At 44.2% G+C, this 26,665-nt stretch carries 20 protein-coding genes, 1 tRNA gene, 2 pseudogenes and 1 riboswitch; of the genes and pseudogenes, 8 read left to right on the forward strand and 15 right to left on the reverse strand.

Annotated elements, in window-relative coordinates; all coding sequences use genetic code 11:
- Nucleotides 1-207: 207 nt before the first annotated feature.
- The 10 genes from ACEYW6_RS22105 to ACEYW6_RS22150 form a co-directional block, all read right to left on the reverse strand.
- A complete protein-coding gene (locus tag ACEYW6_RS22105; RefSeq protein WP_412981440.1) occupies nt 208-1,104 on the reverse strand; it encodes an alpha/beta fold hydrolase in 897 nt (298 codons plus the stop codon).
- A 166-nt stretch (nt 1,105-1,270) separates the two neighbouring features.
- A complete protein-coding gene (locus tag ACEYW6_RS22110) occupies nt 1,271-2,026 on the reverse strand; it encodes an SDR family oxidoreductase (RefSeq protein WP_412981441.1) in 756 nt (251 codons plus the stop codon).
- An 88-nt stretch (nt 2,027-2,114) separates the two neighbouring features.
- Nucleotides 2,115-3,074 (reverse strand): zinc-dependent alcohol dehydrogenase family protein, encoded by a 960-nt coding sequence (locus tag ACEYW6_RS22115; protein ID WP_412981442.1) that lies wholly within the window; start codon nt 3,072-3,074, stop codon nt 2,115-2,117.
- An 86-nt stretch (nt 3,075-3,160) separates the two neighbouring features.
- Nucleotides 3,161-3,418 carry a nuclear transport factor 2 family protein gene (locus tag ACEYW6_RS22120; protein WP_412981443.1) on the reverse strand — a complete coding sequence of 86 codons (258 nt, stop codon included), beginning with the start codon at nt 3,416-3,418 and terminating at the stop codon, nt 3,161-3,163.
- A 125-nt stretch (nt 3,419-3,543) separates the two neighbouring features.
- Entirely contained in the window at nt 3,544-4,125 is a 582-nt protein-coding gene (locus ACEYW6_RS22125; protein WP_412981444.1) for an ester cyclase, read from the reverse strand.
- A 395-nt stretch (nt 4,126-4,520) separates the two neighbouring features.
- Entirely contained in the window at nt 4,521-4,703 is a 183-nt protein-coding gene (locus tag ACEYW6_RS22130) for a hypothetical protein (RefSeq protein ID WP_412981445.1), read from the reverse strand.
- 206 nt (nt 4,704-4,909) lie between these two features.
- Nucleotides 4,910-5,467: a DsbA family protein gene (locus ACEYW6_RS22135; protein WP_412981446.1), complete on the reverse strand. Its 558-nt coding sequence runs from the start codon at nt 5,465-5,467 to the stop codon at nt 4,910-4,912.
- A 202-nt stretch (nt 5,468-5,669) separates the two neighbouring features.
- The gene (locus ACEYW6_RS22140; protein ID WP_412981447.1) at nt 5,670-6,299 is read right to left on the reverse strand and encodes a response regulator; all 630 of its coding nucleotides are present in this window, start codon (nt 6,297-6,299) and stop codon (nt 5,670-5,672) included.
- Between the two features lie 12 nt (nt 6,300-6,311).
- Nucleotides 6,312-13,382, reverse strand: a complete 7,071-nt coding sequence (locus ACEYW6_RS22145; RefSeq protein ID WP_412981448.1) for a PAS domain S-box protein — start codon at nt 13,380-13,382, stop codon at nt 6,312-6,314.
- A 599-nt stretch (nt 13,383-13,981) separates the two neighbouring features.
- Nucleotides 13,982-14,055 (reverse strand) — tRNA-Val (locus ACEYW6_RS22150).
- Nucleotides 14,056-14,156: 101 nt separating this feature from the next.
- A riboswitch (cobalamin riboswitch) is annotated at nt 14,157-14,339 on the forward strand.
- Between the two features lie 21 nt (nt 14,340-14,360).
- Here ACEYW6_RS22150 and ACEYW6_RS22155 point away from each other — a divergent pair.
- Complete coding sequence (locus tag ACEYW6_RS22155) at nt 14,361-14,780, forward strand: DUF1636 family protein (protein WP_412981449.1); 420 nt, start codon at nt 14,361-14,363, stop codon at nt 14,778-14,780.
- A complete protein-coding gene (locus ACEYW6_RS22160) occupies nt 14,780-15,523 on the forward strand; it encodes a cobalt-precorrin-6A reductase (protein WP_412981460.1) in 744 nt (247 codons plus the stop codon). The genes ACEYW6_RS22155 and ACEYW6_RS22160 overlap by 1 nt, the downstream gene beginning before the upstream one ends.
- 40 nt (nt 15,524-15,563) lie before the next feature.
- Here the strand turns inward: ACEYW6_RS22160 and ACEYW6_RS22165 are convergent, their stop codons facing one another.
- From ACEYW6_RS22165 to ACEYW6_RS22175, 3 genes are all read right to left on the reverse strand, one after another.
- Nucleotides 15,564-16,706, reverse strand: a complete 1,143-nt coding sequence (locus ACEYW6_RS22165) for a BMP family ABC transporter substrate-binding protein (RefSeq protein WP_412981450.1) — start codon at nt 16,704-16,706, stop codon at nt 15,564-15,566.
- Nucleotides 16,707-17,359: 653 nt separating this feature from the next.
- Nucleotides 17,360-18,130 carry a WecB/TagA/CpsF family glycosyltransferase gene (locus ACEYW6_RS22170; RefSeq protein WP_412981451.1) on the reverse strand — a complete coding sequence of 257 codons (771 nt, stop codon included), beginning with the start codon at nt 18,128-18,130 and terminating at the stop codon, nt 17,360-17,362.
- An 83-nt stretch (nt 18,131-18,213) separates the two neighbouring features.
- Nucleotides 18,214-19,281 (reverse strand): glycosyltransferase family 4 protein, encoded by a 1,068-nt coding sequence (locus ACEYW6_RS22175; RefSeq protein WP_412981452.1) that lies wholly within the window; start codon nt 19,279-19,281, stop codon nt 18,214-18,216.
- Nucleotides 19,282-19,504: 223 nt separating this feature from the next.
- Here ACEYW6_RS22175 and ACEYW6_RS22180 point away from each other — a divergent pair, with 223 nt between their 5' ends.
- From ACEYW6_RS22180 to ACEYW6_RS22195, 4 genes and pseudogenes are all read left to right on the forward strand, one after another.
- On the forward strand, nt 19,505-21,004 hold the full coding sequence (locus tag ACEYW6_RS22180) for an acyl--CoA ligase (protein WP_412981453.1): 1,500 nt from the start codon (nt 19,505-19,507) through the stop codon (nt 21,002-21,004).
- A 40-nt stretch (nt 21,005-21,044) separates the two neighbouring features.
- Nucleotides 21,045-21,434, forward strand: coding sequence for a hypothetical protein (locus ACEYW6_RS22185; RefSeq protein ID WP_412981454.1), 390 nt, complete (start codon nt 21,045-21,047; stop codon nt 21,432-21,434).
- An 83-nt stretch (nt 21,435-21,517) separates the two neighbouring features.
- Complete coding sequence (locus tag ACEYW6_RS22190) at nt 21,518-21,739, forward strand: type II toxin-antitoxin system HicB family antitoxin (protein ID WP_412981455.1); 222 nt, start codon at nt 21,518-21,520, stop codon at nt 21,737-21,739.
- A gap of 67 nt (nt 21,740-21,806) precedes the next feature.
- Nucleotides 21,807-21,929 (forward strand): annotated as a pseudogene (locus tag ACEYW6_RS22195) (type II toxin-antitoxin system HicA family toxin); the annotation flags it as partial.
- 126 nt (nt 21,930-22,055) lie between these two features.
- Here the strand turns inward: ACEYW6_RS22195 and ACEYW6_RS22200 are convergent.
- Nucleotides 22,056-22,997 (reverse strand): annotated as a pseudogene (locus ACEYW6_RS22200) (IS982 family transposase).
- Between the two features lie 184 nt (nt 22,998-23,181).
- On the opposite strand from ACEYW6_RS22200, the gene ACEYW6_RS22205 reads away from it, so the two are divergent.
- Entirely contained in the window at nt 23,182-23,523 is a 342-nt protein-coding gene (locus ACEYW6_RS22205) for a TIGR03985 family CRISPR-associated protein (protein WP_412981456.1), read from the forward strand.
- Between the two features lie 7 nt (nt 23,524-23,530).
- The gene (locus tag ACEYW6_RS22210; protein ID WP_412981457.1) at nt 23,531-24,109 is read left to right on the forward strand and encodes an HD domain-containing protein; all 579 of its coding nucleotides are present in this window, start codon (nt 23,531-23,533) and stop codon (nt 24,107-24,109) included.
- 178 nt (nt 24,110-24,287) lie between these two features.
- On the opposite strand, the gene ltrA is transcribed toward ACEYW6_RS22210, so the two are convergent.
- Nucleotides 24,288-25,988 (reverse strand): group II intron reverse transcriptase/maturase, encoded by a 1,701-nt coding sequence (gene ltrA / locus ACEYW6_RS22215; RefSeq protein WP_412981458.1) that lies wholly within the window; start codon nt 25,986-25,988, stop codon nt 24,288-24,290.
- Nucleotides 25,989-26,665 lie beyond the last annotated feature (677 nt).

Raw genomic sequence — 26,665 nt, forward strand, 5'->3', positions numbered from 1 at the left:
CAAGACTCATCCTGACGATTTCGTGCGACATACCAATCCATTCAAGAACGATGAGATCAGCCAGCGAACAGCACTGGGCATATAATAGAGTTTCATGGAATGTCCTTTGTCGCGAAGAATGTGTTTTTGCTTCCTATCTGCTGTTTTCATAGTCTGAGTGTAATGACTCCTAATGCTCGGTTTCTTTCAGATTCTTAGGGTGTTTTGTCAGATTCTTGTGCAATCACCTTCAAGACGCAGCGTGGAACCGAGCGTTCTGTCGAGGAACGCGCGGATCAACGCTGCCACCTCCTCTGCATGAGTCTCCAGCGCGAAATGTCCGGCGTCGAGCAGGTGAATCTCTGCATTCGGGAGATCTCGCTGATAAGCGGCAGCACCAGCGGGCAGAAATGCCGGATCATGACGACCCCAGACGGCGAGAAGCGGCGGACGTTGCTCACGAAAGTAGGACTGGAAAGCTGGATAGAGCGCGACGTTACTGCGGTAGTCGAGGATCAGATCGAGCTGGATCTCCTCCGCGTCTGGCCGACCCATGTAGGCGATGTCGAGTTCGTAGCCATCGGGCGACAGAAGGGTTGGATCGGCTCCAGTACCATACTGCCAGTTCCGGATTGTGTCCGGTGCGAGCGAGGGTCGGCAGGCTTCCCGGTTTGCTGCGCTCGGTTCGCGCCAATAGGCTTCCCATGGCCCCCATTCGTCACTGAAACCCTCAAGGTAGGCGTTGCCGTTCTGCGAGACGATCGCAGATATCCGTTCAGGATGGCGCATCGCCAGACGCAGACCTACTGGCGCACCGTAGTCGAAGATGTAGAGTACGTATTGATCGAGCGACAAAGCATCGACGAAGCCCTCGATTATGTCGGCAAGGCGGTCGAACCTGTAGTCGAATGCCCCGCGTGGCGGTGCCTTGGTCTGTCCGAAACCAGGCAAATCCGGCGCGACGAGCCGAAAGCGATCGGCGAGCAAAGGGATCAGGTCGCGGAACATGTGGCTAGCGGTCGGAAAGCCATGTAACAGCAGTATTACCGGCGCGTCGCTTGCCCCCGCTTCGCGGTAGAACACATCGACATCGTCAACCTGTCGAAACCCGTAGCGTATTTTCATCGTACAATTCTCTTTTTTGATTTTCTTCCGATTGAGCTTCGACGCTCAGATTTGGAATCTTGAACACCTTTCGCATACCCTACGATTGCCACCCCTAAACCGCGAGAACCGTCCGTTACCAGTGCAACATTGCCTGCAAGTGTTGTCGTCTTGCACTGCCGAGCGACTACTGCACTACATACCCACCATCTACCATCAACGTTTCACCTGTTATGAACGATGCCAGGTCAGATGATAAAAACAGAACTGCATTTGCAACTTCAAGCGGTGTTCCAATTCGTCCGATCGGATGGAGTCCTGTTATGTAAGCTTTGACCTCATCCTGCCCACCTGTAGCTGCTTCAAACATATCTGTTTCGATTGCTGCTGGTGCAACGACATTGATGCGAATCCCCGCTTTGGCATATTGGAGCGCGGCGGCTTTTGTTAAGCCTATTACTGCATGTTTACTCGCGGTGTAGAGGGATTGGGTAGGAACTGCAACGACTCCAGCCCCAGATGATGTATTGACGATCGAACCACTTCCCTGTTTCAACATCTGAGCGATTTCATATTTCATCGACAACCAAACGCCTTTGACATTGACGTTCATCGTGCGGTCATATTCAGCTTCTGTTTGCTCAATCAATGAAGGATTTTCGCCGACCATTCCTGCATTGTTGAAGGCAATATCTAACCGACCAAAAACGCCAACCGCTTTATCAACCATTGCCTTAACATCAGCTTCTTTCGTGACATCTGCTTGCACAAAAATAGCCTCTCCGTCAATTTTCTGAATCAATCGAACAGTTTCTTCACCTTCATCCATTCGACGACCCACCACCACCACCTTTGCTTGTTGTTGGGCATAAGCGATCGCTGTTGCCCTACCGATTCCCGATGTGCCACCAGTGACTAACGCCACTTTATCTTGCAGTATCATTTTGATTCTCCTAATTTCAATCAAAATTGACCTTCAGCACACAATCAAACTCCGATCCGTTTAGCAATGACCAACGCCGTAACGCTATCTAATTTTCTGTGAACTTCAGCACAATTTTTCCCCGTGTTCCTCCCTGCTCTAGACGCTGATGTGCCAGAACGACCTGATCCCAAGACCATACTGAATCAATCACTGGGCGAAGCTGATGACCCTCGATTAGTTTTGTCAAAGCCTCTAATTTTGCTCGGTACTGGGGTGAAAAAACAAAATGAATCGTCAGATTCTTGCCCCATGCTTCAAGAAGCGATTGCGGTATGGCAATGTCTACAATGCTTGTAAGTCTACCGAAGGGACGAATGATTTCTAGACTACGCTGAATTGTTTCTCCGCCGATTGTATCTAGAACTAAATCCACACCCAGTCCATTTGTTTCTTGACGAATGACTTCTGCGTAATCTTCATTTTTGTAATCAATCACCCGATCTGCGCCCAGTTCTGTCACGAAATCTCGGTTTCTAGAACTACACGTCGCAAAAACGTATGCCCCCATCGCTTTGGCGAGTTGAACTGCGATCGAACCCACTCCACCCGCACCCGCATGGATGAGAACTGTTTCACCAACTTGTAGATTGCCCCTAGTCACTAGACAATCCCAAGCCGTTCCGCCTGCAAGCGGAAAAGAAGCTGCTTCAATGTGCGATAGATTTACAGGCTTCAATGCAACAATCGCTGCATCAGCCACATGATACTGAGCGTAACTACCGAATTCTCCAAAAATTTGCGGCGAGTAATACACGTTGTCTCCCACCTTGAAATCAGTCACAGCTTCGCCAATTGCCTCAATCACCCCTGAAACATCGACTCCAAGGATGGCGGGTAATTGAACCAGCTCCTTGTAATCACCACGACGAGTTTGGTAATCGACCGGGTTAATCGAGGTTGCACAAACTCTGACTAACACCTGATTCGCCTTTAGTGTTGGTATGGGAACAGTTTGAATCTCGAACTTCTCAGCATCACCAAACGCAGTTAATACAGCTGCTTTCATAGATTCCATCTGTGGTAATTATCCTTGTTGTAGAGTAAACAGTGCCGTTGTACAACCCGGCCTTCACACGACCAGCACTCAACTGTTTAGAACATCGTGTTATCGTTAGCCGACGCTTCCGGGATAGTCTGTAGCACGTCCCAATGCTCGACTATCTTGCCTTTATCATCCAGGCGGAAGATGTCGATGCCTGCCCAGTCGTTGTCGTCCGGCCATTTTTGGTAGCAATGCAAGACTACATAATCGCCTTCAGCGAAGACGCGCTTAAACTGGACGCACTTGCCCGGATATTCTTTCGCTATCCTCTCGAAATATTCGATGAAAGCCTGCTTCCCGTCGGACACCGCTTTCTTTGTGCTGGATAATACACGTCGCCGACATATTTCTCGATGGCTTCTACGGGCTGACACTGAACGATGCTGGTTGCAAAATGGCGGGTTTGGGTATTGATGTTTGCTGGCTCCTACACTTAGTCGCGCTCGATTAGTGTGTTTGAAGGTAAGTTGGGATCGATCGCCTTACGCGCACTGTCAACGCCCACGACGGGAAGTGTACCCGGATCGAGCAAGCCGACTTGAACCAATACACTTGCTTGATCCCAGTAAATGTGTTCGTGGGCTAGTTTGCCGTCACGGAACTGGACGATCGCTACTACTGGCACTTCCACCCGTTTTCCGGTGGGAGCAACGCCGGGTAATATCCATTTCATCCAAACAGTATGAGTGAACTTAGCCATCATTTCATCCACGAGTTGATCTGTCCCGATCGTGCGCGAAATTAGGGTCAACTCCGTATCCGGCGGCATCTGTGGAATGAGGTATTTGGAATAAAACTCGCGCAGTGCTGGTTTCCCGACTCCCCCAGTCATTACCGGGATGTGGTTAACGTAAGCATCTTCAACCATCGTAGCGAGGGCATCTTCAGTACTGTGAGTGCCAAACTCGTACTGTAAATGCTCTTCCCAAAGTGCTTGCAAAGACTCTTGGGCTGGTGTCAAATTGGTAGTTGCTTGTAAATTTGCTTGTCCGTCTACAGTTTGCTCTTTGACCATGATTAAATATTCCTGGTTCTATCTATCTAAAGTGTCTTGAGTTCCAATGCTTGACTGCTTTCAGATTCTTAAAATGATTTGTCAGATTCTTGTGATGTTAGTGAACTTATTTCAATGGACGTATAAGCATTCAGCGCCTGTTTCGCGAATCAGTTTGGCGGTTTTTTCACCTTCTGCGTCGCGTCTGCCTGAGAATACTACCTTTGCTCCAGCAGCACCAAATGCGGTAACTTCTCTGCGAGACGCTACGCGAACGTTAAGCTTTCCTTCTCTACGAGAGGCTGCGCCAACGGAACGCTACGCGTAGCTTGCTTCCGCGTAGGGGTACGCTAACGCGGTTGTACGACAAATTCCTGAAGTTTCACCAGTGACTAACGCCACTTTATCTTGCAGTATCATTTTGTTTCTCCTGTTTTAATTTCATCGGTTTGTCTCAGGTAAGTTTGTCTCAGCAACTCAGTGACTTCTTGCGCGATCGCAATCAGGGCATGATTAACTGAGGAGTCGCGAAGAGAACCAGTCTGAGGTGTACCTTCATGCCCAGAATTATTCTTGCCTTGTACTAATAAATGCGGCATAGAATTATCCTCAATGAAATACTGTTTTGTAATTGACTAAATCAATACGAAAGAATTCAGTTGTTGGCATGGTAATTTTTGGCATGGTTCAAAAAGCGGCAGTTTTGTTCAGCGAAACAGGCAGGCAAAATCTAGCTATCAAAATTTGATAGCTTATAGCACTTACAGACAAGTCAGATATGAATTGAGAGCAAAGATCGGGGAACTTAATGACTTGCAGCAATCATGGCAGCCATCAACTCCGTCGTGTTCCAGCGCTCGGTATACCGAATTCCATTGATAAACAGGGCTGGGGTAGTCGTCACTCCACTCTCTATTCCGCCTTCGATATCTTCATTGATGCGATCAACATGCACTTGTTTAGACAACTCTTTGAGAAATTGAGGAATGTCAAGCCCTAAATCATTGGCGTACTCGACAAGATAACCGTTCTCCAACCTTTGTTGATGGTCAAATAAAGTATCGCTCATTAACCAAAACTTTCCTTGGGCGGCAGCAGCTTCGGCGACTTGGGCTGCCCGTTGTGCTTGGGGATGAATCTGGATCTGTGGAAAATGGCGGAAGATAAAACATAAATAATCCTCTCCAAAAGAAACCGTAAGCTCTTGCCGAATGATTTTAATCAGCTTGTAAACGGCTGCACTTCTAGGACATTGATAATCCCCATACATCACTAATACCACGGCGGCACTTAGCACACCTTGACTGTGATCTTGGGTTGAAGCTGGCACAACTAAAGAACTGGAACTATGGTCGTCGATCATCTTTCTACATCTGTATCAAGCATGGAACCTTGTGATTCACTTGCTCAATCCACATGAATTCAATATAAGCAATTGGCTTTTAGTTGTCGTCTACAGTGAGTTAACATTTTTAGGCTGTAATTTGATGGAGCAGCCGCTCCTTCTTAAGATAGAAGGTAGGCTCTAACTTAAGTTAGAATCCGAATTTGCTCGAAAGTACATCCTACAAACTGACAATGCCGCGCTTAACGGCAACAATCACAGCTTGGGTGCGATCGCTCACATCCAACTTATTCAAAATCCGATTGACATGGGATTTAACAGTACCTTCACCGATGCTCAAAGCAGCCGCAATATCGGCATTACTCATCCCCTGTGCCAGTGAGCGGAGTACTGCTAGTTCTCTTTCACTCAGTTCTGGATTGCTGAGGCGCTGTGCCAACTTTGCTCCCACATCGGGCGGAATATACTTCTGACCCCGATGAACGGTGCGAATCGCATTCAGAAGCTCGTCAGGTTCAGTTTCTTTCAACAGGTATCCTTTTGCGCCTGCCTGCAATCCCCGGTAAATATCTTCGTCACTATCATACGTGGTCAGTACAATAATCCGAGCAGATTTAACGATCGCACAAATTGCACCAATGGCGGCAACTCCTTCCACTTCAGGCATTCGCAGATCCATTAGCGTTACATCTGGTTGGTGTTCCCCAAATAAGGCGATCGCCTGTTCCCCATTTTCGGCTTGTGCAATCACCTGCATATCTGGGTCACGGTTAATAATCGTGGCTAATCCTTGCCGAAAAATGGCGTGATCGTCCGCAATCAGAACCCGAATGGTCGTAGCTTGGCTCATTGTAATGCTCACTCAAGGGTTGACGGTGACAATAATTTCTGTTCCTTGTCCAGGTTGACTCCTAATCGTGAGTTGTGCGCCGATGCGCTCTGCCCGTTCGCTCATGCCGAGTAAGCCAAATCCCTCAGAGGCTGGAATACTGCCAACTCCAAAGCCCTGTCCATTGTCTTTCACGCGCAAGCAGAATCGATCGCGATCGTAGATTAGCTCAACTCGAATTTCGTCAGCATTGGCATGTTTAATCGCATTGGTTAAGGCTTCCTGCCCCATCCGCAGTAGATTACTCTCAACTTCAGTCGGTAGAGAATATACTGCACCCTCAATCTCATAATACAAAGTGGTATCCATTGCGGCAGTTCTGATTTGAGCGATGAGACGATGGAGAGCACTCTGTAAACTGCCCTTCTCCAAAAGCTGAGGACGGAGCGCTACCACCGATCGCCGCGCTTCAGTCAGTCCAGTTCGCGCCAATTCTTTGATCAGGTCTAGATGTGCCTGAGTTGCTTCTAAATCATCCGTTAGCACCTGGTTTGCAGCACCTACCTGAGCCAGAATACCTGTAAACGCCTGAGCGAGTGTGTCGTGAATTTCGCGTGCCATGCGGTTGCGCTCTTCCAAAATTGAGGCTGCTTCTGCTTGCTTTTGCAGCGTAATATCTCGCGCTATCCAAATGACCTGTTCGTGCTGAATCGGGGCAAGGCGAGCCGAAAACCAGGCTTCTCGTCCATTTAGAAACGCACTATACTCGACTGTGAGGATTTGTTGGGTTCTCAGCACCTGCTGAATATAACTTAGAAATTCATCGGCTTGTTCCCTTCCAAGTTGATGCATGGTTTTACCAATCATCTCCTCATAGGGTTGCCATAGCAGATTTGGTTCCTGTACGATTATTTCAAGGAATCGCCCTTCAGCAGTCAGTACAAATAATGGATCGGGAATTGCCTCAATTAGAGTCCGTAGCTTTGACTCTGAGGCTTGTAGGGCTTCTTCTGCTTGCTTGCGATCGTTAATGTCAACGTGGGTTCCCAACATCCGCATGGGTTGACCTGATTCGTCCCAGGCAACAATTTTGCCAGCAGAAAGAGTCCATTTCCACTGACCATCCTGGGTACGCTGGCGATACTCTGCTCGATAGCTGGGGATTTCTCCAGCAATGTAAGCACGGTAGGTTGCGACAACCGATTCTCTGTCATCAGGATGCAAACGAGCAATCCATTCAGAAATGGTTTCGTGGAATGTTGCTGGATTGTAGCCCAGCATTAAAGCGTATTCCGGGTTAACAATTCTTTCTTCAGTTTTTAAATCGAGATCGTAGAGTCCTTGATTTGTGGCTGTTAGTGCCAGGCGCAGCCGTTCTTCACTATTTTGTAGAGCGGCTTCTGCTTGTTTGCGATCGCTAATATCTGCAACTACCCCTTCGGTGTAGTCATCGCCTGCATTCAGATAAAGAGAGAAAAGCCCCCAAAACAATGTCCCATCTCGTTTTCGCATCTGGACTTCAAAGCTTCGCACTTCCCGATCCCGCTTCAGCAACTCAATGAGGTGTTGGTGATCGCTAGGATCTGCATAATAGCCTATGACGTGTTCAAGCCCAATGATCTCCTCTGGTGAATCAAAGCCAAACAGATTGGCATGGCGTTGATTGGCATCGAGAAGTAATCCATCCGAGAGGCGGACTCGGTAGATGCCAACCTGCGAGTTTTCAAAGATATTGCGGAACTTGGCCTCACTGCGTTGTAATGCCTCTTCTGCTTGCCTACGCTGGGTGGTGTTGTTGCCCACCGATAGGATTTCAACGACCTCTCCCTGGTCATTGAAAATGGCTTGATTCGACCAGGCCATCCAAACTCGCCGACCATCTCGACACAGGTTTTCACCCTCGCCTTGCGGGTACGATTGAGGATTACGAAGTAAATCACGGACAAAGGGTTTGACATCGCGTCCAGAGGTTTCGATGTCTGGAATGATTGTTTCAAATAAGGTTCGCCCTAAAATCTGATGTTCTTCATAGCCGAGGAGTTTCACCCCATAATCGTTGATGTATCGAATCCGTCCTTGCGTGTCATAGCGAATGATGACTGAATTCGCGGTTTGTAGCAGGTTGCGGTAATTGGCCTCACTTTGTCGTAACGCAGCAGTTCGTTCTGCGACCTGTTGCTCTAAAGTGCAGTTGTAGTCGGCTAGGAGTTTCTCGGCTTGTTTACGCTCTGTAATGTCCTGAAAGGTAGCGATCGCATAAGTAATATTGCCCTGTTGATCAAAAACTGGTGTTCCCCGTGCCTCAAGTAGAATTGTGACCTGATCTCGACGAATTTCTATATCTTCAGTCCTGATGCGTTCGCCCCTTAATGCCCGCACAATAGGCAAGCTCTCCGCTGGATAGATCTGATCCGTTCCCGCTACATAAAGCTGATAAGCCTCTGAGATCTGCTCCGGTGCTATGGAAGTATCAGTTTCTTTGCCTATGAGTTGATTGCCGCATTGGTTGGTATAGTAAGGGCGACCCATCGCATCCACGATCCCAATTCCCACCGGAATCGCTTCGAGGAACTGGGTGATCTTGCTTTCGTTAGCTCGCAGTTCTGAGTAAAGGTTGGCATTTTCGATGGCGATCGCTGCTTGAGTCGATAATAGCTGCAAGACCTGCGATCGCTCTGGTGTAAATACTCCAGATGCTAACCGATTTTCTAAATACAATACACCGACCAGCTTGGCTTGATTCAGCAGCGGCAAACAGAAAACTGATTGAGGCTGGTTCTGTTGAATGTATGGCTCATTAATAAAAGCACCTTCACGAATCGCATCGTTTAAGGTGACAGGCTTCAGAGTCCGAATCACATATTGAATGATTGATTCTGGCAATTGATCGGCAATTGGAATAGACTGTAACACCTGAGTCGCACAAGCATTCTCATCGGTATTGAGTTCACAAGCCGCTTCAATCGACCATTCTCCTGAGTTTTCTAAAATCAGATATCCGGTTTGTGCGCCAGCATTCTCAATTAAAGTTTGCATCAGTAATCGCAGCAATTTCTTCAGTTCAATTTCACGAAAAATTGCCTGTGAAGCTTTCATTACTGCTGCAAAATCGAAAGTGGTATGGAAGGAATTAGAGATAGTTTCAGCAGTAATAGGAACTGATGCGGAAGCGGCTCTAGACGACTTAGAAAAGAACTGTGGATAGCGAGTTTCTAAGTCTTTAACTTTAGCGGTTGCGCCCCAACGCTCGTAGCAATAGTGTGCCTCTTTCATGTAGGTTTGAGCAATTTTTTCTCGGCCTCGCGCCAGATAATGCTTAGCCGCTAATTCATAAGCTAATGCTTCTTCTTGGATATACTCATTTTCAGCAGCACCTGCGATCGCTCGTTCATAAAGTTCCTCAGCCTCAAAGAATTGCCCTGAGACTCGCGCTTTCTCTGCTTCGACTAAATAAAATTTATGGAGATAATTCATTGGGGCATGACTCGCCCATTTTTGCATCTTTTCTTGGTTGGAGCTAACACAACTTAGCCAAGCTGCTTTTTCAGAGTTTGAAGCCTCAAGCGATAGGCTCAAAAGCGCCAGAGAATGATAGAAGCAGAATATAGGCAGAACCGTTATTGCTGTCACCTCTTCAAAATGTTGCCTTGCCAAAATAGCAGTCTGTTCAGCTTGATGGTGTTCTTCAAATAGATAACACAACATGACTTTGTGCAAATAGAGTATTTGAATTGCAGGTCCATCTTTAACTGCAATAGCGTGTGATAACACCTCCTCTTCATTACACACCCGACCAACTAAACGACTGGGATTCTCAGATCTCTCTAACAAATTAAGAATAGTCTGCCGCAATATTGTCAGCCAATTCGAGGGACTTTCTCGTCTAATTTGGTCGATCGCTTTGCTGTAAATTACTGTTTTTCGTTCAAGTTGAGTAAGTTCCTCTCCAGCAAAAAATGAGTTATGGCACAAGTAATATGCAGCATAACCAGCAGATCCAAAGTCTCCGGTTTCCACTCCTTCCTGATAAGCCTCAACCAGCAGTGGTATCGTCTCCTTAAGATGTACTTTCCATTGCATAATCTGGTCACTAAATAACTGTAATGCTCTAGCCCTACCTTTTTTAGTATTCAATCGTTCTGCCAAGGTAAGAGCCAATTGACCAAATTTATAGCCGAGTTCAATGTCTTGAACAACTCCACATAGAAGAAATCCGTAGGCAGCATAATACAGCGGTGACCAGATAGTATTACCGTATTTGATTGATAAATTTACTGTTTTGCAATTAATCAGTATCCACAGTGCTGGTAACGTTATAGCTGCAGCAGACACCATATTCGATAGAATTGAAATAGCCGCCAGTGGTTCTGGTGCAGTCATCTCTGGTAAATTAATTAAGTCTTCGATTTCTCGTTCAGCGAGTAGTGCAGTCGTTGACTCTAATTCCCTTTGAACATCTGCCTGACTTGGATTTTCTATTAAATCTATTCCCAAGAGCTTTAACGCTTCCAATCCAGCTTTTAGTGCTTCTTTCAGGTTGCCCTGTGACAAATATCTTTGATTTCTGCTATCATAAGCTTGCATTTTGTCAACCACTGTTTTGGCACGATCGAGCACCACTTCTACCAACTGTTCCATCTCATCAAAGCGACCCTGGAGATACGCTGCTTCTGCTGCTTGTGAGTACAGCGCTAAGGTGAGGTCATACTCGCTCTGCCAACTCTCTGAATTAAGGAGTTTAAGCCCTGTAGTGGAATACTTAAAAGCTGCTTCATAAGCCGTTGCTGTTTTTGCTTTCTGACCTGCCGTTAAATTCAATCTGGCAATTTCAGTTCGTTCTGGTTGAGCAGTGACTAGCTCAAGTCCTTGATTGAGATGATCGATGATTTCAAACAACCGATCAGATCGTTGCTCTGGTGAAGTTTTTTCGAGCAAATTGCGACCGATTTGGAGATGAACAACCTGTTTCTGCGATTCATCAATCAGAGCATAAGCCGCTTGCTGAACGCGATCGTGCAGAAACTTATACTCTTGAACTAACAAATCTTCGTCCAATTCAGACAGAGGTTGAATTAATCCCGCTTGTATTGCTTCTAATAAATCCTGGAAAATTGCTTTCGGTGATTTTTCGCAAACGATCGCCAACGTTTCTAAATCAAATTCAGACCCAACACAAGCAGCGATGCAGAGAACTTGCTGTGTTGCTGACGGTAATTTTTGCAATTGACGCAGCAGCAACTCCACCACATTATCGGTGATATCTTGAGCTTCAATCTCAGTTAAGTTCCACTGCCAACTCAACTGTTGGGCATCAAAGGTTAACAGGTTTTCGCTATGCAGCAGCTTCAAAAATTCACCAACAAAGAAAGGGTTGCCCTCGGTTTTACGCAACACGACTTGGGCTAAGGAACGAACGGTATCAGGATTGCGATGTAATGTCTCAGCCACCAGTTGAGTCAACGGTTCGGGCGTTAAAGGAGTCAGGGTAATTTCTTGAAGCGCTACCCCCTGCTTTCGCAAGCTCTCCAGCATCAAAATTAATGAATGCGTTGGAGATACTTCATGATCTCGATAGGCTCCGATCAAAAACAGAGATTGAGTTTGCTCGTCAAGCAATATGAGTTCAATTAACTTCAGCGTTGCAGAATCGATCCACTGTAGATCGTCTAAAAAGACGACCAGGGGATGCTCTTTTGCACAAAACGCCCGCACAAACCTTTGAAACGTGAGATTGAAGCGATTCTGTGCTTCTGTTGCTCCAACTTCGGACACAGGTGGCTGCTTGCCAATAATGAACTCAACTTCGGGAATGACATCTACGATAATTTGTCCGTTGCTTCCCAAAGCAGTGAGTAGACGCGATCGCCACTGTTGCACTTGCTCATCCGGTTCCCCCAGAAGTTGCTGCACCAACTTTTGCAGGGCATCCACAATGGCGCTGTAGGGAATATTGCGCCTAAATTGGTCAAATTTACCCGATATGAAATAGCCGTGCTTTGCTGTGATGGGTTTATAGAGTTCTTGCACCAATGCTGTTTTGCCAACGCCAGCGTAACCAGCAACGAGCATGAGTTCGACATTGAATTGAGTATTTTCTATGCCTGACTCTAGTTGACAAATTTCGCCAAACGTCTCTTTTCTAACCACTCTGTCAAACGCCGCCAATAATGCTTTAGTCTCCGCTTCTCGTCCATACAGTTTCTGAGGAATGCAAAACTGTTCTGAAACATCTTGCAGTCCCAACGACATAGCGTTGATCTGACCCATTTCTGCCAGCTGCCCGGCGCAGCGTTCTAGATCCGCTTTGATGCCCCAGGCACTTTGATAGCGATCCTCCGCATTTTTCGCCATCAACTTCAAAATTATGCCTGAAATGGGTTTGGGAATCGTGGCGTTCAATTTATGCGGAGGAATCGGCGGTTTGGCAATATGACAATGAACTAGCTCCAGGATGTCTTGAGTGGGGAACGGTAGCTGTCCAGTTAACAGTTCGTAGAAGGTCACGCCCAGCGAGTAGAAATCGGTGCGATAGTCGAGCATCCGGTTCATCCGCCCAGTTTGCTCTGGCGACAGATAGGCAAGCGTGCCTTCTAGCACATGGGGACTTTTGAACGTCGGATTCGTGCGGTTAAATTGGGTTGCAATCCCAAAGTCAATAATTTTGACAACGCCAGTATCCAGATTAAAGACTATGTTTCCAGGGTTGATATCTTTATGAATGATATTGGCTGCATGGATTCTGCCAAGAATGTCGGTGAGGGCGATCGCAAGACCTAGAAAAGTGGATAAAGGCATCGGGCAGAAGATATCTGGGCGCTTGTGCATCCATTGCTCTAAGGACTCTCCTCCAAAATCTTCTAAGATAATCACCAGGGTGCGTTGATAGTCCTGCTGGTTGTATGCCTTGACAACTCCTTCCAGATTGAGGGAACGAATAATTTTATATTCCTGTCTGTAGCGAGTCAGTTCTTGAGGTGAGGGATAATCAAACTTTAGCATTTTTACGATGATCCCTACTCCATCCTCTCTAATGCCTCGATACACTAGAGAATTAGAACTTTCGTATATTTTGTTTTGGATAAAAATACCAGGTAGAGCGATCATAGAGCAACTCTTTAGAGAATAATCTGGCATAATCCAAACTATACAGCAATCTAGCTATCTACATCTTTCATCTTCTGAGGTTTTATTTGGTTTCTTTCGTTCATTTCTAGCCAGTTGCAGAGTGATGGCGTTCACTTACGAGCGCTGTATCAATTATGTAGAGCGTTTCTACAGCACTCATTTTACAACTGGCATAGCACGGAACACCAGAAGCGCAAAGTTTTGCCCTATCCCTCGTACAACTTCTTCACTGTCCCGTTATGGTGATATGGTTGAGTCGATGGGGGATAGTCGGTTAAGGTTTGAGTGTCATCGGGACTGAATTTTTGCGACAACAACCATAAGTTGTCCAAGATAACAACCAATAGTTGACCAAGACTGTCACTTAAAGGATAATGTGGCCGAAATTAAAGCATAAAGTGACCGCAAAGCAGAACTGAGTAGGAAAAGTGTTTAAGAGATTTGAATGCGATCGCCGCAGATTGTGTGCAACGAAAAAATAAGCATTTCAGCTTGATCAGGGCGGCCACTTTATCCTTTAAAAACGGCCATCTTATCCTTTAAGTGACAAGCAGTTACAGATAAGGACTTTCCAACAATGGACGTAACTGGATTCGAACCAGTGACCTCTACGATGTCAACGTAGCGCTCTAACCAACTGAGCTATACGTCCTTAACCACACGATTATTAATAATAACACATATTTTCTTGATAAAGCAAGATAAAGGTGTAAATCCATCTTACTAAGAGAAGTACCATTCGACCCTGGTGTATGATCATTGAGGTTATTCGGTTCTGGTAGGGGTCAGCTACCAGAGGTAACGGGGAAAGTTCGGTGCAAATCCGGCGCTGTCCCGCAACTGTGAATTAATTTGAGATTTGAGATTAGCAAACTAAGTAATCCCAAATTCCAAATTGAGTGAGTCAGGATGCCCGCCGAAGTAGATTGATCAGTTCCCCATTTCTGCGAGGTACAGATGACTGCTACTGCACATATTTCCCCAACTAATCGCTTTGGTGTTCCTGACCACACTTTATTTGTTTGCAAAACCTGTGCTAGCGTTTGGCAAGATGGAAAACGTTTAGGTGAAAGTGGTGGCGAACAACTACTACAGCAACTTCAGCACTTGGCACAAGATTGGGACTTGCGAGATCAATTCCCAATTCAAGAGGTTGAATGCATGAGTGCTTGTAATCGTTCCTGTGTAGTTGCCTTTGCTGCCAAGGGCAAATTAACATATCTATTTGGTGATTTAGCCGTTGATGGCAGTGCATCTGCGATACTAGAATGTGCTAGTCAATACTATGCCAAAGCAAATGGTTTACTCCCTTGGTCAGAGCGTCCAGAAGCCCTGAAAAAGGGCATATTGGCAAAGATTCCACCTTTATCTCAATGATGCGAGTTTTAATTTTGGGTGGTACGGGAGATGCCGCAGAACTAGCTGCCAAAGTGGCGACTATCCAAGGGTTAGAAGCAATCACGTCTCTAGCTGGTCGCACCCGTGAACCATCAGTTCCGTTGGGCGATTTACGGGTTGGAGGCTTCGGTGGTGTGGCTGGATTGGTTAGCTATCTCAGAGCAATGCAAATCGACTTATTAATTGATGCAACCCATCCTTTTGCTACTCAGATTTCCTTCAATGCGGCAGATGCTGCAACGGAAGTCGGAGTACCCCATCTGATGTTAATTCGCCCGCCTTGGGAAAAAGGAAGTGGCGATCGCTGGATTGAAGTTGACAGCATTGAAGCCGCAGCAGCATCTGTAGCAAACCAGGCACAGCATGTATTTTTGACAGTTGGGAGGCAAGAACTCGCCGCCTTTGCTCATCTAGAGAAAATATGGTTTTTGATGCGGATGATTGACCCTCCTACCGATGATGCTTTAGTACCACCAGGAATGATATTGTGCGATCGCGGGCCCTTTAGCCTCAATAACGAAAGACAAATCCTGATTCATAACAAGATTGATACCATAGTAAGTAAAAATAGTGGTGGCGATGCAACAAAGCCTAAGATTATTGCAGCGCGAGAACTGGGTGTGAAGGTTGTTATGGTAAATCGTCCAGCCATACCGCCAGGAGAAAAGGTTACTGATGTTGATGGTGCTTTAGCATGGCTATTTGACAAGTTGGACAACTAGTGAAAGAAAGTAAAAGCCGCCAATCAGACTTTTAGCAGTGCTAGGATTTATCCTTGGGAATTGAGCCTTCAATTCCTTCAACATACCAATCCATCGCCAGTTGTCCCCTATCATCCAACACCTTACCCTTTGGCACTCGCACCACCCCTTTTTGGTCTTGCACCGGGCCATCAAAAGGATGTGCACTACCCTGAATAAACTCATCGCGCTTTGCATTCACCAGTTGTTGCACATCCGCAGGAATCGCCTGATTCATGGGGGAAATATCCACCATTCCTTGACCAATGCCATCCCAAACCTCTTGAGACTTCCAAGTATTACTCATTACAGCCAAGGCTTTATCTATATAGAATTTGCCCCATTTGTTAATAGCTGATGTCAGATGGGCTTTTTGACCAAACTTACTCATATCAGTGTTGTAGCCAAAAGCATAAATCCCTTTTTCCTCAGCCAATTGGACAACTGCACCAGAGCCAGTATGCTGCGTTAGTACATCTGCACCTAAATCGACCAAAGCTTGAGCCGCTTCTCTTTCTTTGGCTGGATTGTGCCAACTTTGTACCCAAAGTACCTTAACTTTTGCTTGGGGATTTGTTAGCCTTACTCCTTGAGTGAATGCACCGATTCCCCGAATTACTTCTGGAATTGGATATGCGCCAATAAAACCAACTACATTCGATTTTGTCATCTTGCCGGCAATCATGCCGGTTAAGTAACGCGGTTCTTCAAAACGTCCCAGATAAGTACCGACATTGGCAGCACGTTTGTATCCTGTACAGTGTTCAAAGACAACATCACCAAAGTCTTTGGCAACTTTAATTGTTGGGTTCATGTACCCGAAGGAAGTTGTAAAAATCAACTTGTTACCATCTAATGCTAGTTGGCGAATCACCCTTTCAGCGTCAGCGCCTTCGTTGACATTTTCGACAAAGGTAGTTTTTACCTTATCTTGAAGATTGGCTTCCATGTCTCTGCGACCTAAATCATGGGCATAAGTCCAGCCAAAATCACTCACAAGCCCCACATAAACAAATCCCACTTTGAGAGGTTCATTTACAGCTACAGGCGACGCAAAGGGAGACACCTCACCCTGCAATTTGGAATTTTTGCCTTGAACACAACTAGTTAAGGTAAAGCTAGATCCTGCTAAAGTGACATACTTTAGAAAATTCCGACGATCCATATTTTATTAATTGATTTACCTGGTTAAAAATATTTTTGTGATTGCTGGTAATGGCAGATACAGTTTAGATTAGCTATTTACTTAATTTTAACTTTTTATTTCTGCCGTCAATTTGCTTAATCAAGAAGGCAAATGATGATTAACACTATACATAATTACAACATACTTTTATAAAACGTAAGTAAGCCAGTAAGAATAACTCAAACTATATTAACTAATGTATAAAATATTAAAATTATTTCGCAGTGAGCGGCCCTAGCCCTCTCTGCGAGACGGTACGCGTAGCAATATCCCCAAAGAGGTACACTATAAAATTTTAATTATTTACGTAGACTTACTTGTATTTCAAGCCAGCTTTTTGATAACGCACATCGATGAACTTTCATTGGCTGACAAGCAAAAGCAAATATTAGAAAGAAAAGAAGAGAACAGCAGGAAAGTGCCTGAAAAAATCTCGCCCAATAACTTGGCATCTTCGTCTCGAAAAGCAAAAAATCCTCGATATTCACAAGGATAATTGCCTGCTCCTCTGTAAAGATGAAGCTTTTACCAACTGGGTTGTAGAAATAACTAAAGCTGCTTTGGTATCTTGATGATTCTATGACTTTTTAGCAGTCACAATCATACCAATACAAAATTTGAAGCAAGTTTTCTCAGCGATTTGCTATTAATCTTTGAGTGATTTGTTGTTTAAGAACACGATAAAAAAACAATGGATTGCCTATAATATAACGATCCCATAGACGAGTAGGTTCAACAATTAAGCGTGTTAACCACTCGAAGCCATTATCAGTAAGCCAACGGGGGCCGCGATATACAGAGTTAGTATAGAAATCTAAACAAGCGCCTAAAGGTAAAAATACACGAGTTTCAATTTTATTGAAATTATCTAAAATCCACCGTTCTTGTAACGGCATACCAAAACCAATATATAAAATATCTGGACGGAAATGATTAATTTTTTCTATTATTAAATCATTCTCTTTTCCTGATTTATCAAAGTAACCATGATGTCCCTGTATTCGCAGATTTGGTGCAATTGATACTAACTTAGTAATTGCTTTATCCACTACACCGGGTTTTCCAGCTAGCAAAAATAAAGAAATATTTTCTTTTTCACATTTTAATGCTAAATCTTCTAGGTAATCTGGTGCTGTCATCCGATGTGCAGATTCCACCGAATAACCGCTTAATTTAGCTGCTAGCAATACACCAAATCCGTCGCAAAATACTAAATCAGCATTATTTAAAAAATCCCGATACCAAGACTTTTCATATGCCAAATTCATCGATCTGATATTCGCATATTCTACAATTGTTTTTTTGGGAGTTTTTACTGCTTCTACTAAATAATCGATTAATTCTTGTACTTTGACTTTATGAAATCTTGTATTAAACAACTTTACTTCCGGGAAAGTTTTCATATGCTATGCACTCTGATTAAAAATCACTTTTGTTTATTTTTAGACAAGCTTGTTGTTAATCAATTATGTTGACAATATTGATTTCAACCTACAACTGATGTATAAATGTATTTTAAAGATGCAAGATAATTGTTTATATCCAAGTGTTTAACTCTTATCCGTGCATTATTTCCTAGAGATATTCTCAAATTTTTGTCTGCAATTAAAGATTGCATTGCCTCTGACAACTCTTGAATTTCCCCTGGATTAACTAATAAACCATTCTCGCTTTGAGTAACTATTTCGGGTATTCCTCCTACTGTAGTGGTTATAACAGCTAAACCCCAACTCATTGCTTCTAGTAGTGCCATCGGCAAACCTTCATTATAAGAAGGTAGCACGAATACATCAGCTTTAGCTAAAAGATCGTCGCGTTTTTCTTGGTCTACCCAGTCAAGGATAGTAATATATTCAGTGAGATTTAGAGTTTGAATCAAATTACGAGCTTTTTCTCCATCTCCATCACCCGCCATAACCAACTTTACTTTGCTTTTATCTTCAGCAGGTATAGAAGCAAATGCTTTAATTAAATCAAATGCGCCTTTGCGCTCACCAATTCGCCCTAAAAACAAGAAAACTATCTGGCTTGAATCTATACGCTGTGGGATTTGTGCAGGAATTCTTACTGCGTTAGGAAGAACGATAACTTGCTCTGGCTTTAAACCAAGATTTTCGATATAGAATTTTTTCCAACTATCTGATAAAACAATAAAACGAGTACATTTACAAAAAGACCAACTGAGCCATTGTTTCAGAAATTGAGGAAGCTCAGAGTAAAACACATGAAAGTCAGCACTATGAGTATGAATAATTAGTGGTTTCTGAAATAACCAACTAATAACAGTAGTGATTGAGTGACGAAAAGCGCTACCTCTATCTGAAACATGAATATGAATAATGTCGGATTTTTTATTTAATAAGTTCCAAAATAACTTCCCTATTGCCTGCACAAACACTAACAATTTCTGGGCAGCAGAGCCATTCGGTAAAGTAGTAATATGTCTAAATTGAATATCAGAAGTAGCTTCTTCAAGGATGAGCTTTTGCACAGAAACTATTCCACCTTGCCGCTCCAAGCCTTCGCCTAACATAGTAATTTTTATAGGACTCATAAGAGCTTGTTTATGCTTAATAAAGTTATTAAATATTCATATTTTGTACACCCTATTTAAACTATAATTAAGTTATTTGTTTGTCAATGATATTAATCATAGTTTTAATGTAATAAATATTACCATGTCGAGAAGACCAGACTAAACGTGATTTATCCCTGGCGTGTGCTTTATTCTTAGAACTGATTGAATCATCTGTTGACATGACAGACCGGAAAAACTCATGAACTTATTTGAGCTTTTAGCAGGGGAAGACAATCATCCAGCCCTAGTTACGCCAGGGGGGCGATCGCTAACCTATAAGCAATTGCGCGAGAATGTTGTTGCACTAGTATCCCAACTCAATAGTTTTGGATTGAAACGGGGAGAACGCCTTGCCATTGTCATGACTAACGGTTCACCAATGGCTATCACCTTTTTGGCTGCCGCCTTGTGTGGTACTGCTGCACCCTTAAATCCCAAATACAAACAAGAAGAATTTGCCTTCTACTACGAAGATACCCAAGCAAAAGCACTGATTATCTTGTCTGAGGGGCCAGAAGTAGCCATTGCTGCCCTCACATCCGAAATGATGCTGATTAATACCAAGGTAAACACAGACGGCACATTGAGCTTTGAATTAGTCAAAACAGGTTCAGAACCAGCAGAAGCCTCGAATCCCACAGCCCCCAACGCCGATGATATGGCGATGATTCTCCACACTAGCGGCACCACCAGTCGTCCCAAGCGTGTGCCGATTCGTCATCGCAACTTAATCGCCTCAGCCAACAACATCATTGGTGCTTACTCACTCACAGCAGCTGATACTACACTTTGCCTAATGCCCCTATTCCACATTCACGGATTGGTAGGCTGTTTGCTTGCAACTATGGCATCGGGCGGTACACTAATTTGTCCCAATGGTTTTAATGCCCTGGAGTTTTGGAAACTGGTAGATACCTACAAACCTACCTGGTACTCCGCAGCGCCAACTATGCACCAGACAATTTTGTCCCGCGCTAGCCGCAACACAGAAATTGTCAAAGCTAACCGCTTTCGTTTCATTCGCTCTAGTAGCGCTTCTTTACCCCCGATTATTATTGAACAACTAGAGGCAACTCTCAATGCTCCGGTAGTGGAATCTTACAGCATGACTGAAGCTTCTCACTTAATGACCACCAACCCCCTACCGCCAAAAATGCGGAAACCGGGTACTGTCGGTTATGGCTTCGGTGTGGAAGTCGGCATCATGGACTCCGAAGGCAACTTATTATCTCAGGGAAGCCTGGGCGAGGTGGTGGTAAAAGCACCCAATGTCATAGATGGCTACGAAAACAACCCGGAAGCTAACGCCACAGCTTTTGTAAACGGTTGGTTCCGCACAGGGGATCAGGGCACACTGGATGCAGACGGTTACCTCCGCTTGACTGGACGCATTAAAGAATTGATTAACCGGGGTGGGGAAAAAATTTCTCCCCTGGAAGTGGATGATGTTTTGCTGCGCCATCCTGCCGTCGCCGAAGCTTTAGCTTTTGCTGTCCCCCACAAATCTTTAGGAGAAGATATCCACGCTGCTGTTGTCCTTGAGGGAGAAGCTGGCGAAAAAGAACTTTTAGCTCACTGTTCAACTATGTTGGCAGACTTCAAAGTTCCTAAGCAAATTCACATTTTAGATCAACTACCTCGTGGTGCTACTGGGAAACTACAACGGTTGGCTATGGCGAAATTGCTTAACATAGGCTGAATCAGCGATACACTAAGGAAAATTCCTTGAGGAAGCTTTGATGGCACGGTCAAACGGGGTTAAAACTGAAATGTCTGCACAGGAATTGCCTACAATATCAGATGAAGATACAGTGACAATTGAAGATTTACCGGAAGCTGTGGAGGATGTCCAGGATATTGACGACATCTTGAACTCACTCAAAACCTTGCTGAGTAGCTTAGAAAAGCTCCAAAAAGTCCGGCAGGAAGTGGGCGATATCAAACCGTTAATCGGGCGGATGCTTGATGGAGAACTGGTTGCGGGTGAAGAACTTGAGCAACTCAAGGCAGGTGTGAGCAGTCTTTCTCGTCTTGTTCGTGCTTATAATGACCATCAAACAGCGTTGGCTAAAGCCCAACCTGCTAGAAATTTGCTAGATCAAGTCCTCAAAGAGCGGAAAGCTAATTGAAATAATAAGCGATCGCACTTTTTAATTTCAGGAAATGCGATCGCTGTAAATTAAAGGTGTAACTCAAACTTGCGGCTATCCCCATGAAGTCTATACAAGACTACACTACTGTTATCCGTCCCGATAACAATGGTACATTTGTAGCCTATATACCACCGATTTCCGGTTGTCACGCTTGGGGACAAACGCCAGATGAGGCCCGTGCTGAACTTGTCTATGTTTTTGAAATGATTCAGGAAGAATACGAAGAACAAGGACGTTCTTTACCCGAAGACGTTGAACTGGTAATTGCAAATGCCAGCTAAAGCCGGTGAATTAGAACGGGTGGCGCGGAAACTCGGTTTTGAAAAAGTACGGTAGAAAGGCAGTCATGCTCGTTGGCAACATCCAGATGAACGAGCAACCACAATTCCTAGTCATAGCAATGCTGAAATTGGTAAGTGGTTATTTTATGAAATTCTAAAGCAGTTGGGTATTACAGAGGAAGATTTATAAGCCAATACAGTTCAGATAAGACCAAAACACTTGTAGAGACGGCGATTTATCGCGTCTCGAAAACCCAAAATTTTATACCAGTAGCGCTTAACTGAACCGTATTGATTTAACGTGAGTTCGACGGAATTAAAAAATGGCAGGAGGTAGAGCAGGCAAATCTTTTGGGTAAATGGGTAAATGTTAATCGAAGGTTTTTTAGGCAAATAGGTATAAGCAGCTAAACCAGCTATCAAGTTAACCAAAAAGTTAAATGGACTACGATGGCGGGAGTGTTCTATTTGACATATATTTTTCAGATGGTCATTGACCGATTCAATTACAGCACGTTTGCGTAATAAAATCTTGTCAATCAGTTTTACCAAACGGTTTTTCATTTTCTTCTTAGATTTTGTGACTAACTGTAACCCTCGCTCATATAACTCTTCAAACAATTTTTGAGAGATGTATCCTCTGTCACCAAACAGTTTGCTTTCTTATGTCCTTAGTCATATCTGGGACTGGTTTTCGATCATCTACGTTTGCTGGGGTTAGTGAAAATGCGAGTAATTCTCCACAATCATTAATAATTAAATGAAGCTTGAATCCGAAATGCCAGCCCACAGAATTTTTGCCCCATTTCACTAATCCTTTAAACACTTTGTGAGAATGCGCTCGACAGTTGTGACAAACATTAATTGGCGTGGAATCGATAAAGCTAATCCCTGTAATTTCTCAATAACGTGTATGCAAAAAACAACACAACAACATTAAACACCTTCGCGTAGCGTCTCGAAGAGAAGGCATGAGTTCCACAAACCTTGTGTAGCTGACCAAGTTTGGAAATGCTCTACGCCAACTTTGTAGTACGTGCAACGTATAAAACTCCTTAAAAGTCTTATAACCGCTGCCATGAAACGCGATTACTATTGTCATCACTTCCGATAAATGCATCCTGGATTGACTGCGACGTTCTCCTTTGGTGGATGGTAACTGTGGTACTTGTTGCCATAAACTTTGCCACTGATTGCAGAAATCATCCACATCCCAAAAGATTTGCGTGATATCGAGGCGAGATACAATGGTAGACATAGCCGAGACCCTTATTTTTGTTAGATATTCTTAGTCTCGGCGTTTTTTTGTGACTTTTTTCCCGATTCTCAATCAATCGTAGCGATGCCTGCGGCGGGCGTAGCCATCGCACTTTGTCTGCTCAGTTAAGTAAATTCTTATCTAGCAAGCTTTTTGGGCTTTTCTATCCGTCGAACTCACGTTGATGTTACTCCGATTTGACCGCCAGTTCTGCGATCGCTACGTTAAAGGTACTGAACGCCACGACACCTTTGAAGAAATTACTTATCAGCAAGCACAACGTTTGATTCAACGTGAAATTAAACAACCTCAACAGCAAGATTTATTAAAAGTCCTTGCCAAGCGTTCGCAAACAGACGCTTACTATCAAGCACATATCCGGTATCAAGATAACGAACACAGAGATAACAATCTAGTCATGCGTTTACGAGCATGGCTTCCAAAAGTCGAAGTCTTAACACCTTGGGATTTACGACAAAGCTTTGCTGCTGATGCCGCTACTCAATTTATGCTTTATCACAATTGAGGCAATTATGAATTCATTAAAACTGACTGAACGATTTGAATCAGCACTAATCTACGCGACTCGTCTTCATGCTAACCAAACACGCAAAATTAGCGGCGTTCCTTACATTTCACATTTGTTAAGTGTAACGGCTTTAGTTTTAGAAGCTGGAGGTACCCAAGAAGAAGCGATCGCTGCTCTTTTGCATGATGCAGTCGAAGACCAAGGCGGCAAACCCATTCGTGACGACATCCGTCAACTCTTTGGTGAAACAGTTTTGGCTATTATCGATGGCTGTACTGAGTGGGACACACCTCCTAAACCTCCCTGGCAAGAACGTAAGCTGCGTTACGTCAATAATCTCCGTTCTGCTTCACCTTCTGTACGCTTGGTTTCTCTGGCTGACAAACTGCATAATTCCAGATCGCTTTTAGCTGATTGGCAACAATATGGAGATGTCATCTGGACTAATTTTAGTGCCGATCGAGAAAAAACTTTGTGGTTCTACCAATCTCTAGTCCAGATTTACAACCAGACCGGATCTGATTGGATGACACAGGAAATCGAAAGAGTTGTTAGCCAATTGTGCCAGGAAAACCCTGCTTAATCTTTAGATTTTTAATCCCCTTGCGGGGTAATAGTCTTTGGAAACTTAAGAGGAACTTTAATATAATCTGCGCTATTCTTAAGGTTTAATGGGTAGGGCAGGGATATTGCTACCCCTTTCCCCCCGACAAACCGGACAAGCAAGTTAACCAAGCATCCGGCTTTAGCAAATCCTAGAGCTACCAAAGACTCAGTTCATCGTCGAGTTCAGAATTGGATTTCTGTACTAGAGAATGTATTTGTTGATGACAGTAATAATGCACTAATTCTAAATTAGCGTAACTATCGTTCCCACCTTGACGGCAAGGGATTTTATGGTGCTTTTGTATGGGTTCATCTTTTAGTAATGATTCTCCACAGACAGTACACTTAAAATCTTGTTTTTGGGCAAGCTTCTGGTAACTAGGAATTAAACTTTTAGATTTAATATTCTGCCGATTTTCCCAATAAGATTTTAGCTCTGGGTCATCGGTAGAGTAAGCACCCTTAACCATTGGATGCCTCCTAATCTTGAACCAGCTAAACTTAAGTAAATGTTTTCCCGTGCGCTTATTACCAAACACCCAGTAATCGCTTCTATCAAGATTTAGCCTTCCCCAATAACGACGGTTACACCAAGATTGATTTTTCTTGGCGTGCATTCTTTTGGCGTACCTTCTTTCCCTGACAAACATCCATCTATCTAGAGAACTGAATATTTGCGAGGAAACTACAGTCCGGTAATAGTTGGCTATGCCCCGAATAATTGGGTTTAGCTTGTCTATGACAAAATCAACACTACAGCTAGTATTATCCAGCCAAATTTGTTTGATTTTATTTCGGACATTCTGCAAAGATTCAATGCTAGGTTTGATTAATACTTTCCTACCTGTTTTGGTAGTGGAATCCGGGTATTGTCTGATATGAAATCCTAAGAAGTTGAATCCATCCAATAGCCGTACTATGTGGGTTTTTGACTCTGATAGAGTTAGACCGCGAGTATTCATAAACTCTTGGAGGGTATCATGGGCTTTTACAGCATCTTCCCGACTTTTGCAGAACACCACCAAATCATCGGCGTAGCGCACAGTACCACGGTCGCCAATCGTATGACCGTTTTTATCGTACTTGATACCGAGGGCAGATTCCATACCATGCAAAGCTATATTCGCAAGTAGAGGTGAAATAATTCCACCTTGAGGTACTCCAGCATTGGTATTATGGAAAACACCTTTATCCACATATCCCGCATTCAACCATTGTTGGATTAATTTTCTGGCTGGAAAATTACCAATGGCATTAATTAGCGGTACATGAGAGATGTTATCAAAGCAACCTTCGATGTCCGCATCTAACACCCACTTTTTAGTGGAGTTGGCTTTTGACATTGAATGTATCCTTTCAATCGCATCATGGCATGACCTTCCAGGTCTAAAGCCGTAGGAAGTGCGCTCAAAGTGCGCTTCCCAATAAGGTTCCAAGGCATTTTTGACGATGGCTTGGAGACATCTATCGACGATGCAAGGTATTCCGAGAGGTCTTTGTTTTCCATTGGATTTACGGATATACACCCGCTTGACTGGTAACGGCTTCCAAGGAATAAATTTGGTGAGAATATCCACCAACAACCCTCTGGCTGCCGGGGTTTTTACCAGTAATCTATCTACCCCTGCTGTTTTACTGCCTTGGTTTAATTGCGTTACTCTTCTAACGGAAAGTAGTATATTAGAGTAGCTACGCATAAGTAGCTTTTGAAGGCTGCCAACCTTTTTCAAGTTACCGCCAATGGTTGCCTTGAAAATTCTCTGTCTTAGTCGCCTAACTACTCGGAACGCGTTTCTCCAGTTGACGCTATTCCAGTCAGTAGTTCTTCCGGTTACGTTCACAATTTTTAATTGCACCTAACTTTTCCCGAAGAAGTTCGGTTTCCGTTGCATTAGACTTCAAGGGATTCACTCGCCACACGTCAGCACTCTTTCAAGTTAGCCATTTGACCTATCTGCCCAGTTATGATTTCCTGTTGCCTTTCGACATAGCAGCATTCGCTTCTTGTGGCATCTTACACCCACCGGGGGATTAAAGCTGGATTACTCCAATCTCTACTTTTAACATCGACCTAGTTCAAAGACCCCGTTGGGGTTCCTACGTATCACACGCGAGAGATGCAACTAGCTTGGGTTCCCTCTATACACCGGGGGTTCAAGGTGTCTACTGATTCTGAGGATTGGGCAGAATCACTTTACCCCTTTTACCGTCTCAGCCGTTTTCGGTAATTCCTCTTCACGATGCCTCAACGAGGATTCACATCTGTTAACCCTGTCTAGTTTTACCCTAGCGCTTCACCTAACTGTGCGGCTTGCTGATGTCGCGCATTTTACCCTCTAGCTTTGAAACATCGCAGTTACCCGCAATGCCCCTTCGGGCGAGTACTGGCTTTTGACACTTGCCACGAGTTTTTCTGAGGAACTCACTCTCTACGTGCAACCGATAGTCGCACCAGTCCCCGTGAGCATCGGTGAGAGGTTAGAATGATTGCACTTTTGTCAAGAGGGTGCAGGAAAAGGCGATAAATCCAGCT

This window comes from Nostoc sp. UIC 10607 (genome assembly GCF_047228265.1).
GTDB lineage: Bacteria > Cyanobacteriota > Cyanobacteriia > Cyanobacteriales > Nostocaceae > Nostoc > Nostoc foliaceum_A.